Consider the following 16924-nt stretch of genomic DNA (forward strand, 5'->3'; position numbering starts at 1 on the left):
ATCAGCGTCCTAGCGCGCTTCCAGGGCTTGCAGCAGATCGACCGGCGAAATCGGCACCCGTGTGATGTGCACGCCCGTGCCTTCCAATGCGTTATCGACGGCGGACGCCACGGCCGCCGTGATCGGCAGTACCCCTGCTTCGCCTACCCCTTTCACGCCCAGTTCGTTGAGCGGCGTGGGGGATTCGAGATGCGCCAGCGCGATGGACGGCATTTCGGTGGCGGTCACCAGCAGGTATTCGGCGAGATTCGTCGTGACCGGTTGCGCGTTTTCGTCATAGCCCATCTGTTCGAACAGCGCGTTGCCGACGCCATGCGCGATTCCGCCGAGCAACTGACCTTCGACGATCTTGGGATGGATCACCCGTCCGCAGTCGTGCGCGAAGACGATCTGGCGCAGCGTGACCTCGCCGGTCTCGACGTCGACTTCGACCTCGGCGACCGCGGTCGCGTTGCCATAGGCCATGTCGTTGATGATCACCTGCTCGGTGGCTTCCAGTCCCGGTGTCGCCCCCGGCATCATGAAGCCCGGCAATCCCACCGCCGCGCGCGCCAGGTCGCCCAGGCTGGCGGTGGCGCCGGTGTCGCGCGCCACGACCTGCCGGCCTTCGATGTCCAGCGCCTGCACCGGCAGCCGCATCACCGACGCGGCGACCTCGAGCACCTGGCGGCGCAGCGCGAGCGCGGCCTTGTGCGCCGAACTGCCCGCCATGACCGCCTGCCGGCTGTTGAAGCCGCCGAAACCCTGCACGGACGAGCGGCTATCGCCCGCCGTCACCCGTACGTTGTCCATGTCGCCGCCCAACTGTTCCGCGACGATCTGCGTCAGCATCGTGCGCGTGCTCTGGCCCATCGCCGCCGCGGCGGATTCGACCTGCACCGTGCCTTGCGTGGTGATCCTGACGCGGATCTGCTCGTACGGTCCACGGCCCGTGCCTTCCACGGAATTGGCCAGCCCTATGCCCAGCCGCTTGCCCTGTCCGCGCGCGATCGCCTGGCGCGCCGGGAAGCCGTTCCAGTCAGCCCGGTCCAGCGCCATCGCCTGGCAGCGTGGGAAATCGCCGCTGTCCAGGACCACCTGCATGCCGCCGCGTGTCTTCATGGGCGTGGCGTAAGGCATCAGCTCCGCCGGCACCAGGTTGCGGCGGCGTACTTCGGCCCGGTCCAGGTTCAGCTCGCGCGCCACGCGGTCCAGCAGCCGCTCCATCGCGAACACGCCCTGGGGCTGGCCCGCGCCGCGCACCGGCGTCACCGGGACGCGGTTGGTCGCCACGCATTTGATGTCCAGCCTGTAGGCCGGCACGCGATACGCCAGCGTCATGGCCGCGCCCGCGCCATACGGCACGTTGGTGCCGCGCACGTTGTAGGCGCCATGGTCATGCAGCAGGGTGCCGCGCACGCCCAGGATCCGCGCGTCGTCGTCGACCGCGATCTCCACGTCCCAGATCTGGTCGCGTTCCTGCGTGGTCGAGATGAAGTGTTCGCGGCGGTCCTCGATCCATTTGACGGGACGCCGCAGCATCAGCGCCGCGACGGCCACGACGGCTTCCTCCGGATAGAACACCAGCTTGGGTCCGAAGCCGCCGCCTACCTCCGGCGTGATGACGCGCACCTGGTCCGGACCACGGCCCAGCAGGTCGCACAGGATCTGCCTGGCCGGCAAGGGCGTTTGTGTGGAGCTCCATACCGTCAGCACGTCGTCCAGCGCGTCGTAGCGCGCCACCACGCCGCGGCATTCGATGGAATGGCTGCCGCCGCGATGCTGCAGCAGCGACTCGCCGTAGATGTGCGGGGCGGCGGCGAATACGGCGTCGACGTCGCCGTAGGCGAGGTCGAACTCCGCCACCAGGTTGTGCGGGGCGCTGCTGTGCACCGTGGGCGCGCCTTCCATCAGCGCCGCGCGGCAATCGGCCACGGCCGGCAAGGGTTCGTAGTCGATTTCGACCAGCGCGGCGGCGTCTTCCGCCAGGTAGCGGTCTTCGGCGATGACGACGGCGATGGCTTCGCCGACGTAGGCGGCTTCGGTCGATGCCAGCACCGGACGATGCAGGTTCATGCGGAAGCTGGGGCTGGGCAGCGCCGTCACCAGCTCGGCGCTGGTCAGGTAAGGCATCAGGTCGGCCAGCGTCAGGACGGCATGGACGCCGGGCGCCGACGCGGCGGCCGCCGTGCCGATGCCGCGTATCGCCGCGTGCGCGTTGTCGCTGCGCACGAAGGCCGCGTGCAGCATGCCGGGCGCGCTGATGTCGTCGACGAAGCGCGCGGTGCCGGTCAGCAGCGCCTGGTCTTCCACGCGCGGCACGTTGACGCCGAAGGTCTTGCCGGCGGGCCGTGCGCCATGCGGGCCGGGCGCCGCGCCAGGGGCGGGTTGCGTGGCGGGCGCTATTGCCGGCGGGGTTTCAGCGGGCGTCTTGACGGGCGTTTCGACGGGTGCGGCAACCGGCGCATCTACGGACGTATCGATGGCGCTGACATGATCGCGCGGGCTCATGCCTGCGCTCCTTCGCCGCGCAGCCGCGCGGCGGCGGCCAGCGTGGCCTTGACGATGCCGTCGTAGCCCGTGCAGCGGCACAGGTTGCCCGAGATCGCCACGCGGATCTCGGCTTCCGTCGGGTGCGGGTTGCTGTTCAGCAGTTCGGCCAGCGTGGTCAGCATGCCCGGCGTACAGAAGCCGCACTGCAGGCCGTGTTCGTCCTTGAAAGCCTGCTGGATGGGATGCAGCCTGCCTTCGCAAGCCAGGCCTTCGATGGTGGTGATGTCATGGCCGTCGGCCTGCACGGCCAGCGTCAGGCAGGCGCGCACGGACAGGCCGTCCATCAGCACCGTACAGGCGCCGCAGACGCCGTGCTCGCAGCCGACGTGGGTGCCGGTCAGGCCCAGCTGGTGGCGCAGGAAATCCGCGAGCGTGAGGCGGACGCGGACCTCTTCCGCGTGTTCCTTGCCGTTGACGCGGACGGCGATCTGGCGGGTTTGTTCGTTGACGGCAGTAGTCATGGCGATACCTTGCGGCGACGATGCGGTACGGCGCGCCGGGCTGGCGTCGCCGTGCCGGCGTTCATGCGGGGATGCGAACTTCGGCGATGGGCGCGCCGGCGCGCGTACAGGCGGTGACCAGCGCGCGGCGCGCCATGACCACCGCCAGGCTCTGGCGATAGGTGGCCGGCACCAGCGCATCGTCCAGGGCCTCGACGGCGCGGCATTGCTCGGATGCCTGGCGCAACAGTTCCAGGGATGGCACGTTGCCCGCCAGGACGTTTTCCACATCGGCCATGCGCAAGGGCACGGCGCCGACGCCGCCCAATACCAGCGCGCTGCGGGCGATGCGGCCACTGCCATCCAGCGCCACCAGGGCGGCGGCGGACACGATGGCAAAGTCGCCGTGCCGACGCGAGAACTCGAAGAACGCGGCACCGTGTCCGCGCGGCCACAACGGAAAGCGCGCGCCGACGACAAGCTCGTCGGCTTCCACCGATGGCATCATGAAGCCCAGCGGAAAGGCGTCGAAGGGAATATCGCGGCGGCCATTGGGCCCGGCCACTTCGACCACCGCATCACAGGCGGCGGCGACGGCGACCAGTTCGGCCGCCGGGTCCAGGTGGCACAGCGAGCCGCCCAGCGTGCCGCGGTTGCGCGTCTGCCGATGGCCGACGTGCAGCAGCGCTTCGCTCATCAGCGGGATGCGCGCGCCGATCAGCGCGGAAAATTCCAGGTCGCGCTGGCGCGTCATGGCGCCGATGCGGATCTGGTCGGCGGATTCGTGGATGCCGGCCAGTTCGTCGACCTTGTTCAGGTCCACCAGATGGTCCGGCTGGACGAAACGCATATTGATCATCGCCATCAGCGACTGGCCGCCGGCCAGTGGCCGCGCGTTATCCAGCCGCCCGAGCAGGCCGACGGCATCGTCGACGGTGCGGGGATCGTGATAGGTGAAAACCGATGGCTTCATACCGCCTGCGACGTGGGGAGGATGGCGGCGGGAAGCCACCATGCCCCCTGACCGCAATGTATTTTTATTGGAATGCTATACAAATTTTGGTACGACCGCAACGCGCGTCCCAGGCGTATTCCGCCGGGCGCGCGAGCCATTCAGTCGACCTTGATATTGGCGTCCTTGACCACCGTCGCCCACATCTTGCTTTCCGCCTGGACGAAGTCCTGGCTCTGCGCCGACGTCATGACGGGCGCGGGTGTTTCGCCTATCTTCTTCAGGGCTTCCTGCGCTTCCTCGCCCTGCCAGACCTTGGCGACGGCGGCGTTCAGTTTGGCCACGACGTCGGCGGGCGTCTGCGCGGGCACGAACAGGCCGGTCCAGAATAGCACCTTGAATCCAGGGACGGTTTCGGCCACCGTCGGCAGTTGCGGCCAGTCCGGGCTGCGCTTGTCGCCCGTGGTCGCCAGCGCGCGGATCTTGCCCGTGGTCACGAAGGGCGAAGCCGCCGCGATGGTGGAGAAGGAAAACTGCACCTGGCCGGAGATCAGGTCCGTCATGGCCGGGCCCGAACCTTTATAGGGCACGTGGATGAAGTTGCCCTGCGTCTTGAGCTTGAACAGTTCGCCCGCCATGTGCGGCGTGGTGCCGATGCCGGCGGACGCGAAGCTCAATCCTTGCCCGCCCGATTTCGCCAGGGCTTGCAGCTCGGCGACGCTCTTGGCGGGGAGGCTGTTGGTGACCGACAGCATCAAGGGAGAGACCGTCAGCATGGATACCGCCTTGAAGTCCCGCAGGGGCTCGTAAGGCAGATTGGGCATCAGGCTGGGATTGATGATCAGCGCGGGGTCGACGACCATGACCGTATAGCCGTCGGCGGCGGCGCGCTTGACGTAGCCGGCGCCCACCGTGGCCCCCGCGCCGGGGCGGTTTTCCACCACCACGGATTGGTTCAATTCCTTGGCCAGCCCGCGGCTGAGGATACGCCCGACGGAATCGACACCGCCGCCGGGGGCGTATGGCACGACCAGGGTGATCTGATGGTCGGGATAGGCGGCCGCGGCGGCGCCCGAGCCCAGCGCCAGGGCCGTGCAGAGCGCGGCGGCCAATGCCGGTGCGGCGCGCCCGAGGGCGCGGATGTGGTGTCGTTGCATCATGGTGGAATTCCCCTTGTTCCCCCCGGATCGCGGGGTTGTGCGTACAAGATACCATTTTTGGTCTGTGTACCATATTTGGGACTTACCCGTAGCGGTCTCCGAGGGGGGCGGGCTGCCGGCGGCAGGTGCGGTTTTTGCGCCGGCGCAGGCGGGGGATGCGGCATTCGCGCCGCGCCCGGCGACTTGCGTGGGCCCGCCATGGCAACCCGAACGACCCGAACGATCCAAACGACCCAAACGACCCGAACCACCCGAACGACCCGGAACGCCGCGTCCGAAAGCCGCGGACAGCCGCCTGATCGTGGGGACGCTCCCTTGATCGTGCCCGACCAGCACCCGACGACCCTGCGGGATTGCCGGCGCTGCGGCTTGTGGCACGACGCGACCCAGCCGGTGCCGGGCCAGGGGCCGCGCCGCGCTTCCATCCTGCTGGTGGGGGAGCAGCCCGGCGACCAGGAGGACAAGGCCGGCTTGCCTTTCGTCGGGCCAGCGGGCGGCCTGCTGGACCGCGCGCTGGCGGATGCCGGGGTGCGGCGCGACGACGTCTTCGTCACCAACGCCGTGAAGCACTTCAAGTGGATCCCGCGCGGCAAGCGCCGTATGCACAAGACGCCGGCGCAGCGGGAAGTGATGGCCTGCCGCTACTGGCTGGAGAAGGAGCTGGCGTCGGTGCGCCCGGCGGTGGCCGTCAGCCTGGGCGCGACCGCCCTGCGTTCGCTGATGCAGCGCGCCGACGTGCGCCTGGGCGCCATGCTCGGGGAGCCGGTCAATGTGGGCGGACTGGTGGTCGTCCCCACCTATCACCCTTCCTTCATATTGCGCGCCCCTGATCCGCGGGCTCGCGAGGCGGCTTACGCGGTCCTGGTGCAGGCCCTGGAAACCGCGGGCAGGATCGCCGCGGGCGATGCGGCGGCGGAAAAGACATCGGCCCCGTGAGGGCGGGGCCGATGGTACTGCACGAGAGGAGCACCGGAAGACGCCCCGCCTCTCTTCGGGGCTGCCGCCTGGCCTTGTGAGCCGGCGGCCGGTCTGGTCGGCCGGCGTGTCCGCCGGCGCCTCGCCGTTCCGGGGCTTAGACGCCTTGGAACGGCTGGTTGTCGATGTCGCCGAAGGCGACGTCACCGTGCACGCTGCCGGTTTGCGCGATCGCGGGCGCCGAGGCGCTTTCCGCTTGCGCGGTGAACGGCGCGTTGTCCACGTCGTCGTTGCCGGTCAGGCCGGCGGCGCGCGCTTGCTGCAGCTGGGCAACCACCTGGTTACGGCTGGCGGCACTGGTGTCAACCTGGCCGTAGACGCCTTGGAACGGGACGTTGTCCGTATCGCCACGCGGCGTGCCGGCTTGGGCGCCAGCCACCAGGGCCAGGGACAGGGCAACGGAGGAAACAATGGTTTGGATCTTCATGGCACTTCTCCAATAGTCGATTTGGGGAACCGGGGGCTGTTGTTTTGCTCTGGTTCCCGACGCATGGAGATTGTGCATCCCAGGATCGTAGGGATAAACCCGTGATTGACGAATACACTATCCCAATTCCAGGACTAATCCTGGAATATGTGAGGATAAAAAAGTATAAATCGATAGTGGCAATCTATGTAAGCAGGGATTTCATTCGTAGGACGTATCCTGAGTCCTCTGCCTATCCCTGTCGGTCGCGCCCACGGGCGCCGTGGCGGGGTAAGACAGCGTGAAGCGGATATGCCCGTCGGGCGCCGATTCCGCCCATGCCCTGCCGCCGTGCAAGGCCATGATCGCGCGCACGATGGCCAGCCCGAGGCCGCTGGCGTCCGAGCCCGCGCTGCGCGACAGGTCGGCGCGATAGAAGCGATCGAAAAGCTTGTGCAGCCTGTCCGGGGGGATGGGCGTGCCGCGATTGTCGACCTGGACCTGGACCGTATCGCCGGTGGCGCGCGCCGACAGGCTGATCTCGGTTTCCGCGTCCGCATAGCGCACGGCATTGGCCACCAGATTGCCCAGCGCGCGCCGGAACAGCATGGCGTCGGCCCGGACGACGCCGCTGCCGCTGCATTGCAGCCGCAGCCCGCGCTCTTCGGCCAGTCCTTCGAAATACTCCGCGACGCGGCGCAGTTCCGTATCCAGATCGAGTTGCACGTAGTCCAGGGCCGATTGCGCGTTTTCCGCGCGCGCCAGGAACAGGATGTTCTCCACCAGCCGCGACAGGCGCTCCAGTTCTTCCAGGCTGGACGCCAGCACGCTTTCATACTCGGACGGGGTGCGGCGCTGGTACAAGGCCACCTGGCAGTTGCCCATCAACGCGCCGATCGGCGTACGGATTTCGTGCGCCAGGTCGGCGGAAAACTGCGCCAGGCGTTCATAGCCGTCGGCCAGCCTGTCCAGCATGGCATTGAAGGACGCCGTCAGCTCGCGCAGTTCGTGCGGCGTGTCGGCCAGGTTCAGGCGCTGGTCCAGGCTGGCGGGCGTCACGCGCGCGGCCTGGCGCGCCATGGCTCTCAAGGGGCGCAGGCCGCGCCGCAGCGCCAGATAGCCCAGTACGGCGATGGAAAGAAAGGCAGCCGCGACGGCCAGCGCGATCTGTTCGCGGTACAGCGCCAGCATGCGCGTTTCGTTCACCAGCAGATGCGCGGCCTGGACTTCCACCGGCGTGCCGTCCATGGTGCGCGCCATGGCCGAGACCACGCGCATGCCGCCGCCCGCCGTGGTCGTGCCGTCGCGGATGTTCTCGCGTGCCAAGGGCTGGTCTTCCGCCACCGGGGCGACGGGGGGCAGCGCCTGGTGGCCGGGATTGACGTCCATGACCGGTTCGGCGCCGGGGATGCGGAACACCAGCACGTCCTGTTCGTTGCCCAGCATGTTCTCGAACAGGCCGGGCCGCGCCCGGATTTCATCCAGGGTGAGCGTGTCGCGCAGCAGTGCGCGGAAACGGTCGACGCGGCCGATCAGGCCGATGTCGCTGCGCGCCATCATGCTCGATTCCATCGCCTTGTACAGGTACATGCCGGCGACGCTGACGACCAGGGCCGACAGCAGCGCGAACGACAGCGCCGTGCGCAGCGTCAGGGAGCGTCGCCATCGTCGGCGCATTCGCGCACCTCGCAAACGTAGCCTATGCCACGTACCGTATGGATCAATTTGGGTTCGAAGGGCTTGTCGATCTTGGCGCGCAGCCGCTTGATGGCGACGTCGACGACATTGGTATCGCTGTCGAAATTCATGTCCCACACTTCCGACGCGATGATGGCGCGCGACAGGACTTCGCCTTCGCGCCGCACCAGCAGGTGCAGCAGCGTGAACTCCTTGGTGGTGAGCGCGATGGCGGTTTGCGTGCGCGTGACGCGTCGGCGCAGGACGTCGATGTGCATGTCGGCCAGGCGCAGGTGATCGGCCTCGCGCACGACGCCACGGCGCAGCAGCGTGCGGACGCGCAGCACCAGTTCGGTAAAGGAAAACGGCTTGACCAGGTAGTCGTCGGCGCCGAGCTCGAGGCCGCGTATGCGGTCCTGCAGCTGGTCGCGCGCGGTCAGGAACAGCACGGGCACGTCCTGCTGCTTGCGCAGCGCTTCCATGATCTGCCAGCCGTTCATGCCGGGCAGCATGACGTCGAGCACGATCAGGTCGTAACGCTGTTCGAGCGCCATGTGCAGGCCGTCGGCGCCGTGGCGCGCCAGATCCACCGCGTAGCCCGATTCGCCGAGGCCCTTCTTCAGGTATTCGCCGGTTTTGAGGTCGTCTTCGACCACCAGTATGCGCACGCAGCACCTCGCTTGCCAGGCGTCGATTTTATCGGGGCGCGCCGGATCGTTCATGACATTATTGTCATCCGCGCGTCATGCTGCCGTCCCCGCGCCGCCGTCACGATAGCGACGCGAGCTTTCTTGAACGCATCGAGAACCGCGTCGCCGCGCTGCTTCCGCGGCCGGCGATACCTGACGGAGAAACGGATGAACAAGCATTATCGGATTGGAGCGTGGTGCGCCGGCGTCCTGCTGGCGGGCGGCATGGCCGCCGCGCAGGCACAACAGGCCGGGCAGGCGCCGGCCAATCGCCTGGCGGTGCGCGGCACGATCGAGCAGGTCACGGATACCACGCTGAAGGTCAAGGCGCGCAACGGCAAGGACGTCAGCCTGGCGCTGCCGTCCAATGTCGCGGTGCGCGCGGTGTCCCTGGCCAAGCTCGGCGACATCAAGCCGGACAGCTTTATCGGCACGGCCGCCACGCCGCAGCCCGACGGCACGCTGAAGGCGCTGGAAGTGCACGTGTTCGCGGCGTCGCTGCGCGGTTCGGGTGAAGGCAACCGGCCCTGGATGGGTACGGACGGCAAGACCGGCCAGATGACCAACGGCACGGTCGGCAGCCTGGTCGGCACCAATGGCACGACGATGAAGGTCAAGTACAAGGACGGCGAGAAGACCGTGGTGGTGCCGCCCGATGTGCCCATCGTCTACATGGAACCGGGCGATCGCGGCCTGCTCAAGACCGGCGCGCCGGTGCTGGTGTTTCCGACCAAGAACGCCGACGGCAGCCTGACTGCCGCCACGGTCATCGCCGGCAAGGACGGCACGATCCCGCCGATGTAAGCCTTGGCATACGGCAAAGAAGCATCCGGCGCAGGAGACCCGTCTTGTCCTCATTTTCGGTAAACGACGATGGCGCGGTCGCGCCGGTACGGCGCCGCCCTGTTCATCCGCGCTATGTACGCATCACGCATTGGCTCAATGTCTATGCGATGGCCTGCATGTTCATGAGCGGATGGGGCATCTACAACGCCTCGCCCATCTTCCCTTTCAGCTTCCCGCAATGGGCGACGCTGGGCGGCTGGCTGGGCGCGGCGACCATCTGGCATTTCGCCGTCATGTGGCTGCTGGTCGGCAATGGCCTGGTCTATCTGCTGGCGGGCATCGCGTCGGGGCATCTGCGCCGTGACCTGATGGACGTGACGCCGCGCGCCGTGCTGCGCGATGCCGCGGCCGCTTTGCGCCTGCGGCTGCGCCACGCGCCCGGACGCTACAACGCGGTGCAGAAGGTGCTGTACCTGGGCGTCCTGCTGCTGGGGGTGCTGATCGTGCTGTCCGGCCTGGCGATATGGAAGCCGGTGCAGCTGGACTGGCTGACCAATCTGTTCGGCGGTTTCGCCGCCGCGCGCGTGGTGCACTTCTGCGCCATGGCCGGCATCGGCCTGTTCGTCGTCGTTCACCTTCTGCTGGTCATCCTGGTGCCGCGCACCCTGCCGCCGATGATTATCGACCGAACCCATGGAGCCCACGATGCCTGAGCGCAATGATGGCCCGCGCGGAAAGCGCCTGATCCTGGAGCCGGCGCAGCGCAGCCAGCTGCATCGCGCGCAACGCCGGCTGTTCCTGCGCGGCGGGCTGTCGCTGGGCGCGCTGGCGATGATCAGCGGCTGCAACATGCAGGACGGCGATACCTTCGACAAGGTGCTGTGGGCGATGTCGCGCTGGAACGACCGCGTGCAGGCCTGGCTGTTCAATCAGAACAAGCTCGCGGCGACCTACCCGGCCAGCCAGGTCACGGACCCCTTTCCCTTCAACGCGTACTACCCCGAGTACAGCGTGCCGGACATCGATCTTTCCGCATGGAAGCTGGAAGTGTCCGGCATGGTGGCGGACAAGCGCGCCTGGACGCTGGAAGACCTGCGCCGCCTGCCGCAGGCCAGCCAGATCACGCGGCTGATCTGCATCGAAGGCTGGAGCGCGATCGGGCAGTGGAGCGGCATACCGCTGAAGACCTTCCTGCAGCGCGTCGGCGCCGACCTGAGCGCGCGCTATGTCGGTTTCAAATGCGCCGACCGCTACTACGGCAGCATCGACATGCCCACGGCCTTGCATCCGCAGACCATATTGGCGCTGGATTTCGGCGGGGCGGAGCTGCCGCCGGACTACGGGCAGCCGTTGCGGCTGCGCGTGCCGACCAAGCTGGGGTTCAAGAACCCCAAGCACATCGTGGCGATGTTCGTCACGAACACCTATCCCGGCGGGTATTGGGAGGACCAGGGCTACAACTGGTTCAGCGGGATATAGCGCCACCCCATCCGTGGCGGGCGACCGCCAGCCTCTGTCTGCCCGTCCTGCCCTGTCCGCCGCAATAGGCGGCCGGGGCGAATTCATTGGTCGAAAACCACGAATGATCCAAGATTAGTGCGAAAAATGGAAAGATGATTTTCGCATATGCGGGTTTATCCCTAGGTCTTGCCGGCGCAGAATGCAGTCATCGGGAACAGCAACGGACATCGCGAAGTTCTCCACACAGCAAATCGCGATGCACGGCCCGGATCACTTAACCAGGACTAGGAGTACTGCCATGAATGCCAAGACCATCGTTTCCGCTTTTGTTCTTTCCTTTGCCGCCATCGGCGCCGCGCAAGCCGCGAATAGCGAACCGAACAACGTGCCCTTCCAGGGCGTGTACGGCCAAGCCGCCAATAGCGCGAGCCGCGCTCAAGTCGTCGCCGAGCTGCAACAAGCCCGCGCCGCCGGCCTGACCGCCAACAGCGAATCGAACAACGCGCCCTTCGTCGCGCAAGCCGACACCGGCGTGAGCCGCGCGCAGATCGCGCTGGGCTCGGACTTCGGCGATAGCAACAACCAGCCCTTCCAAGGCTGATCGCCGCAAGCGCTGGAGCGCGGGCCGGCCCCCCAAAAGGGGGCCGGCCTTTTTCATGCCGGCGGCAATCGCGCCATATCCAAATTTGGAAAAGCGCCAAAACTGGGGCAAACTCATCGGGCGCCCGCGAACGATGGACAGGGGCGCGTCCGTTACTTCGCCGGCGGCGCCGGCAGGCCGACAGTCCCCTGTGCAGGGACTTTCAGGATGAACGCTCGATGAACTCCCTGGATATCGATGTACTGCAACATGCACGCGACTGGGTTGCCGAAGGCCATCGCGTCCATCTGATCACGGTCGTGCAGACCTGGGGCTCGGCCCCGCGGCAGGCGGGCGCGCTGGCGGCCTTGCGCGGCGACGGCCGGCTGGTCGGTTCGGTGTCCGGCGGATGCGTGGAAGACGACCTGATGGCGCGCGCCGTGGCCGGTACGCTGCCGGTGGCGGCCGACCGCGTCACCTATGGCATCACCAGCGAAGAGGCCGCCCGCTTCGGCCTGCCTTGCGGCGGCACGCTGCGGCTGGTGGTGGAGCCGCTGCGCGACACCGAGTGGCTGGATCCCGTATTGGCGGACGTGCGCGCCCATCGCCTCGTCATGCGGACGGTGGACCTGCAGACGGGCGCCTGCACGCTGGCGCCCGCCAGCCCTATCGACGGCCCGGATTTCGACGGCCGCACCTTCCGTTCGGTCTACGGGCCGCACTGGCGGCTGCTGGTCATCGGCGCCAACCAGACGGCGCGCGTGTTGTGCGAAATCGCCACGGCGCTGGATTTCCACGTCATGGTGTGCGATCCGCGCGAAGAGTTCTTCGCCGATTGGAATATGCCCAACGTCACGCTGTTGACGTCCATGCCGGACGACACGGTGACCGAAATCGGCACCGACGAACGCACCGCCATCGTGGCCGTGACGCACGATCCCAAGCTGGACGATATGGCTTTGCTGGAAGCGCTGAAATCGCCGGCGTTCTACGTGGGCGCGCTGGGTTCCGCGCCCAACCAGGCCAAGCGGCGCGAGCGCCTGCGCATGTTCGACCTGACCGAGGAAGAAATCGGCCGCCTGCACGGGCCCGTGGGGCTGCGCATCGCCAGCCGTACGCCCGCCGAGATCGCCGTGGCGATCGCCGCCGAGCTGGTGTGGGTCCGCAACACGCTGGGCGGCGCGGACGCCTGCGCGCCCAATCCGACCACTGCTTCGCGCGAAGATTCCTAGCGCGTCCGCGCTCGGCGACGCAGCCCCTGCCCCCTGTCCCTGCCCCCTGGTGCCCGAAAGCGCGCCGAGCGCCGTCAGGGCTGGCCCAGCGCGATGGTGTCGCCGTTGCGCGGCGCCTCGATCACCCGTTCCGGTATTTCCCAGATCAACAGCTTCGGCGGCGTCTGCCTGAAGGCGGGGCTGCCGAAGTACGCGTTCGCGGCGCCGGCGAAATCGCCGCCATCGCGGGCGAAGTCGGGAATGCGGGCGTGCAGCGCGTTTTCCAGGAAAGGCACGAAGTTGCTGTTGCGCGAGAACGACGTGCCGATCAGCGCCGCGTTCGGCAGATTGTCGTCGCCGAAAAGGTCATCGGCGCCGGACCCGGCGGACGCCGCGGGTTTCTGCGTGAAGACGGAAACGCGTGTGGTGTCGTGCGGCGGCTGCAGGCGGGCGGGCAGCCAATCCAGGCCCGCGAGCCGGATCAGGTCGCCGGGCCGGTCCTCGGTCTGCGTGCGTATCGTCCAGTCGGTGCGCGGCGTCACCGTGATCCCGGCGCCGCGTATCGCCTGGGCCACCGCTTCGGCGGCCGCCTGGGCGCCTGTTTCGTTCCAGTGCGTGTCGGTGCGCAGATAGGCGCCGCCGTCGCCGATGGCGGCCAGCACGGGCGCCAGGTTGATGGCGTCGACGCCTTCGGCGCGCAGCGTGGCGACCCAATCGTCCAGGCGCGTCGCGGATGCCGCCGGCCGCTGCAGGCCGCACAGATGCGCCGCGTCGATGCGGCTCTTGTCGGGCACCACCGCCACCACCAGGGCGATATGCCGCTGCGCCAGGGCGTTCTTGATGCGCAGGACTTCGCGGGCGCGAGACTGCGCGTTGTCGGCCGCATGCGGGTAGCGCATGAATTCATCGCTCAGGAACAGCCAGCCGGGGCAGCCCTGGCGCACGCGCGGGCCCAGGTCGCCCGCGGCCAGCCAGCTCAGGCCGCGTTCCAGCCGCGCGGATTCCGCCGGCAGGGGCGCGTTCGATAGCGCATGGGCCAGGTCGCGGGTGGTATCGCCTTCCAGGAAGGCGTGCCAGCCCAGGCCTTGCGGGAACAGGTCCAGATCGCCACGCGCCACCTGGTACGCGGTGGTGGCCAGTCCGGCCATCAGGAACGCGATCAGCGCGACGCCGGCCAGGCGGCTGGTCCAGCGGGCGATGCGGCCGGGATGGTCCACGGGCGGAATGGCGCTTTGCATGGCTCAGAACTGGAAATAGAGAAAAGGAACGGCGCCGCGGCTGGCGATCAGGGCGAAGGAAAACAGGAAACCCAATACCGGCCACAGCGCGCCGGCCGCGAGGATCAGCGGATTGCGATGGCGCTCCGCCCAGGGCGCCAAGGCCGGCGCGAACGCGCAGCATACGCCCAGCACCAGGGTCATGACGTGCACCGGGCGCAGCGCCAACCGCATTTCGTCGCCCAGCGCGACGCCATGCAGGCCGAACTGGCCGGCGTACATGGTCAGGGCGCCATCGAAGGTGTGCGCGCGGAAGATGGTCCAGGCCAGCATCACGAACAGCAGCGTCAGCACGCGCGCGGGTAGGCTCGGCAGCGGCGGCAGGCCGCTGTTCAGCCAAAGGCGTTCCGCGCACAGGGCCAGGCCGTGCGCGATGCCCCACAGCAGGAAATTCCAGCTGTCGCCGCCATGCCACAGGCCGGCGATGGCCATGGTGAGCAGCAGGTTGCGGTAGGTGCGCCATACGCCGCCCCGGTTGCCGCCCAGCGGGATATATAGATAGTCGCGCAGCCAGGTCGACAGCGAGATGTGCCAGCGCCGCCAGAAGTCCTGGATGCTGCGCGCCAGGTAGGGGTGCAGGAAGTTTTCAGGAAAGTGGAAGCCCAGCATCAGGCCCAGGCCGATGGCCATGGCGCTATAGCCCGCGAAATCGAAGAACAGCTGCAGCGTATAGCCCAGGCAGCCGAGCCAGGCATCGGCCAGCGTGGGGTGCGGCAGCGCGAACGCCGTGTCCACCAGCGGCGCCAGCGTATCGGCGATCAGCACCTTCATGCTCATGCCGATCATGAAGCGCCGCGCGCCCAGCGCGAACTGCGGCCAATCCACCGTGCGGGCGACCAGTTCGCGCTTGACCCAGTCGTAGCGGATGATGGGGCCGGCGATCAGGTGCACGAACATGGCCTGGTAGGCGCCGAAGGTGATGAAGCTGTAGTCCGCCGGTACGGTGCGGCGGTAGACATCGATCAGGTAGGAGATCGATTGCAGCACGATGAAGGACAGCCCGATGGGCAGGATCACCCGTTCCCAGCCGATGGGCTGGCCGCCGGCGGCGCCGATGGCGGTATTGAGCGTCTCGACCAGGATATTGGCGTACTTGTACCAGCACAGCGTACCCAGGGCGATGGCGATCAGCAGGGCGAGCATCCAGCCGCGCCGCGCGCCGTCGCCGGCCTTGTCGATCAGGATGCCGCCCAGCCAGCCCAGCAGCGTGAGCGCGATGAACAGCAGCAGGAAGACGGGGCTCCACCAGCCATAGAACACCCAGCTGCTGAAGAGCAGCACGGCGTTGCGGCGATGAACGGCGCGGCCGCCCCCCAGCCCCGCCAGGACGTAAAGGATCAGGAACGCCGGCAGGAACAGCGTCAGGAATTCCAGCGACGCGAAGACCATGGAAGCTGCTTACCTCGCCAGGGTGTCGTCGGCGCGGATCAAGCGCGGGCCGGCGGACGCGGCGGCGCCGCTTGCGTTGCCGGGCACCAGCAGCACGCTGTAGCGCTTGCCGGCCTGCAACTGGCCCAGGTCCAGGGGCGCGCCGGCCGCCTGGCCACCGCATGCGCCCTGCACGGCCAGCGCGACGGCATTGATGTCGCGCCGCTTCAACGATCCCGCGGCGACGTCCTGTGCGATGGCCACGTTGCGTCCCGCCGCCATCAGGGACGCCTGCGTGCACGAGGGGTCCAGGTTGTAGAAGGCCAGTGACGCCTTCAGGCCGTTGAAGTCGTCGGGTTTTTCCGCGATGGTCACGGTCTTCAGTCCACCCGCGGCGTCCGCGAGCACGACCACCGTGGCGAAGGCGCCGGCGTCCACGCGCACGGAGACGGCCGCGCGCGCCGCGGCCTGCTCCACCGTGCCGGCGATGGCGGTGCGGGCCTTCACGGGCAGGAAGTCGGTGGCCGGCTTGGCGTTGTCCAGGACGATGCGCGCCTGCCGGTTCTCGGGGATGACCGTGACGGGCGCGCCGGTGCCGTTGACGAACCTCAGGAACGAGGCGTCATCGGACGGGCCGGTTTCGTAGAGCTGCGTCTCGGCCGCTTGGGCCGCGTGCGGCGCGTAGCCGTACAGGACAAGGGCGGCGAGCGCCAGCGCCGCGCCGTGCGTCGCGATGGATTTCATTTCTTCTCCATGCCCTTGATCACGGGCAGGTCGAGGACGGCCTTGGTGATGGCGTCGCCCCACTGCTTGTAGCCGGGCGCGGTGAAGTGCTGGCCGTCGACGGTGCCCCACTGACCCGGCTTCGAGAAATTGAGCGAATCGATGTATGCGCAAGGCGCGACGTTCGCCGCCAGGAAGCTCGACATCAGCTTGACGCGCGCGAAGGTCTTGCCGAACTTGCCGCCTTCGCTGCCCCATGCCGGTCCGATCCAGACGCAGGCGGTATTGGTGGCCGCGATATCGCCGGTCAGCGCGGTGACCTGCTGCCATACCCAGGTCTTCGGAAAGTCGGGCTTGTCGTAGGCCGCCATGGTGTCGCCCATGACGATCAGGACGACGTTCGGCTTGTCGGTGGCGATCAGCTGCTTGATCGGCGTGGTTTGCGGATTCGCGCCCAGCACCTTGATCGGGCCCTTGTCGACGCGCTCGGCGCCGCCGCAGGTGCCCGTGGTGACCTTGGTCCAGTCGCCGGCATTGGCGCCGCAGATGCCCAGGGAATGCACGCGTGCGCCCTGCTGCACCAGATCGTCGTGCAGCGTGGTGATCAGGTGCGTGGGGACGGTCATGTGGCTGTCGCCGATGATCAGGATGGACAGTCCGGCGAGTACGGCAGGTAGCATGTGTTTC

The 16924-nt window shown here is 67.8% G+C and carries 17 protein-coding genes; 6 read left to right on the forward strand and 11 right to left on the reverse strand.

All coding sequences use genetic code 11. The annotated features are described in order from the left end of the window. Positions 1-9 precede the first annotated feature (9 nt). The 4 genes from CAL26_RS27040 to CAL26_RS27055 form a co-directional block, all read right to left on the reverse strand. Positions 10-2490 carry a molybdopterin cofactor-binding domain-containing protein gene (locus tag CAL26_RS27040; RefSeq protein WP_094849655.1) on the reverse strand — a complete coding sequence of 827 codons (2481 nt, stop codon included), beginning with the start codon at positions 2488-2490 and terminating at the stop codon, positions 10-12. Next, the gene (locus tag CAL26_RS27045) at positions 2487-2993 is read right to left on the reverse strand and encodes a (2Fe-2S)-binding protein (protein ID WP_094849656.1); all 507 of its coding nucleotides are present in this window, start codon (positions 2991-2993) and stop codon (positions 2487-2489) included. The genes CAL26_RS27040 and CAL26_RS27045 overlap by 4 nt, the downstream gene beginning before the upstream one ends. 61 nt (positions 2994-3054) lie before the next feature. After that, positions 3055-3945, reverse strand: a complete 891-nt coding sequence (locus CAL26_RS27050; protein WP_094849657.1) for an FAD binding domain-containing protein — start codon at positions 3943-3945, stop codon at positions 3055-3057. Positions 3946-4085: 140 nt separating this feature from the next. Then, positions 4086-5084, reverse strand: a complete 999-nt coding sequence (locus tag CAL26_RS27055) for a tripartite tricarboxylate transporter substrate binding protein (protein WP_094849658.1) — start codon at positions 5082-5084, stop codon at positions 4086-4088. A gap of 198 nt (positions 5085-5282) precedes the next feature. Between CAL26_RS27055 and CAL26_RS27060 the strand changes: the two genes are divergently transcribed. After that, complete coding sequence (locus tag CAL26_RS27060) at positions 5283-6020, forward strand: UdgX family uracil-DNA binding protein (protein WP_094849659.1); 738 nt, start codon at positions 5283-5285, stop codon at positions 6018-6020. Between the two features lie 136 nt (positions 6021-6156). Here the strand turns inward: CAL26_RS27060 and CAL26_RS27065 are convergent, their stop codons facing one another. The 3 genes from CAL26_RS27065 to CAL26_RS27075 form a co-directional block, all read right to left on the reverse strand. After that, positions 6157-6486 (reverse strand): DUF4148 domain-containing protein, encoded by a 330-nt coding sequence (locus CAL26_RS27065; protein ID WP_179283498.1) that lies wholly within the window; start codon positions 6484-6486, stop codon positions 6157-6159. Positions 6487-6687: 201 nt separating this feature from the next. Then, positions 6688-8142 carry a heavy metal sensor histidine kinase gene (locus tag CAL26_RS27070; protein ID WP_094849661.1) on the reverse strand — a complete coding sequence of 485 codons (1455 nt, stop codon included), beginning with the start codon at positions 8140-8142 and terminating at the stop codon, positions 6688-6690. Next, the gene (locus CAL26_RS27075) at positions 8115-8810 is read right to left on the reverse strand and encodes a heavy metal response regulator transcription factor (protein WP_094850113.1); all 696 of its coding nucleotides are present in this window, start codon (positions 8808-8810) and stop codon (positions 8115-8117) included. Before CAL26_RS27075 ends, CAL26_RS27070 begins: the two co-directional genes overlap by 28 nt. 189 nt (positions 8811-8999) lie before the next feature. On the opposite strand from CAL26_RS27075, the gene CAL26_RS27080 reads away from it, so the two are divergent. The 5 genes from CAL26_RS27080 to CAL26_RS27100 all read left to right on the forward strand — a co-directional run bounded on the left by CAL26_RS27080 (position 9000) and on the right by CAL26_RS27100 (position 12890). Then, on the forward strand, positions 9000-9635 hold the full coding sequence (locus CAL26_RS27080; protein WP_094849662.1) for a hypothetical protein: 636 nt from the start codon (positions 9000-9002) through the stop codon (positions 9633-9635). A 44-nt stretch (positions 9636-9679) separates the two neighbouring features. Beyond that, complete coding sequence (locus tag CAL26_RS27085) at positions 9680-10330, forward strand: cytochrome b/b6 domain-containing protein (protein ID WP_094849663.1); 651 nt, start codon at positions 9680-9682, stop codon at positions 10328-10330. Continuing rightward, a complete protein-coding gene (locus CAL26_RS27090; protein ID WP_094849664.1) occupies positions 10323-11096 on the forward strand; it encodes a molybdopterin-dependent oxidoreductase in 774 nt (257 codons plus the stop codon). The genes CAL26_RS27085 and CAL26_RS27090 overlap by 8 nt, the downstream gene beginning before the upstream one ends. Before the next feature lie 280 nt (positions 11097-11376). Beyond that, the gene (locus CAL26_RS27095; RefSeq protein WP_094849665.1) at positions 11377-11679 is read left to right on the forward strand and encodes a DUF4148 domain-containing protein; all 303 of its coding nucleotides are present in this window, start codon (positions 11377-11379) and stop codon (positions 11677-11679) included. A 218-nt stretch (positions 11680-11897) separates the two neighbouring features. Then, positions 11898-12890, forward strand: a complete 993-nt coding sequence (locus CAL26_RS27100; protein WP_094849666.1) for an XdhC family protein — start codon at positions 11898-11900, stop codon at positions 12888-12890. A gap of 74 nt (positions 12891-12964) precedes the next feature. On the opposite strand, the gene CAL26_RS27105 is transcribed toward CAL26_RS27100, so the two are convergent. Genes CAL26_RS27105 through CAL26_RS27120 form a run of 4 tightly spaced genes read right to left on the reverse strand, consistent with a single transcriptional unit; the run spans position 12965 to position 16917 of the window. Next, positions 12965-14107 carry an alginate O-acetyltransferase AlgX-related protein gene (locus CAL26_RS27105; RefSeq protein ID WP_094849667.1) on the reverse strand — a complete coding sequence of 381 codons (1143 nt, stop codon included), beginning with the start codon at positions 14105-14107 and terminating at the stop codon, positions 12965-12967. Positions 14108-14110: 3 nt separating this feature from the next. Then, the gene (locus tag CAL26_RS27110; RefSeq protein ID WP_094849668.1) at positions 14111-15535 is read right to left on the reverse strand and encodes an MBOAT family O-acyltransferase; all 1425 of its coding nucleotides are present in this window, start codon (positions 15533-15535) and stop codon (positions 14111-14113) included. 9 nt (positions 15536-15544) lie between these two features. Continuing rightward, positions 15545-16258 (reverse strand): alginate O-acetyltransferase AlgF, encoded by a 714-nt coding sequence (locus tag CAL26_RS27115; RefSeq protein ID WP_094849669.1) that lies wholly within the window; start codon positions 16256-16258, stop codon positions 15545-15547. Next, on the reverse strand, positions 16255-16917 hold the full coding sequence (locus CAL26_RS27120) for a cell division protein FtsQ (protein ID WP_094849670.1): 663 nt from the start codon (positions 16915-16917) through the stop codon (positions 16255-16257). The genes CAL26_RS27115 and CAL26_RS27120 overlap by 4 nt, the downstream gene beginning before the upstream one ends. Between the last annotated feature and the right edge of the window lie 7 nt (positions 16918-16924).

This window comes from Bordetella genomosp. 9 (assembly GCF_002261425.1).
Lineage (GTDB): Bacteria > Pseudomonadota > Gammaproteobacteria > Burkholderiales > Burkholderiaceae_B > Bordetella_C.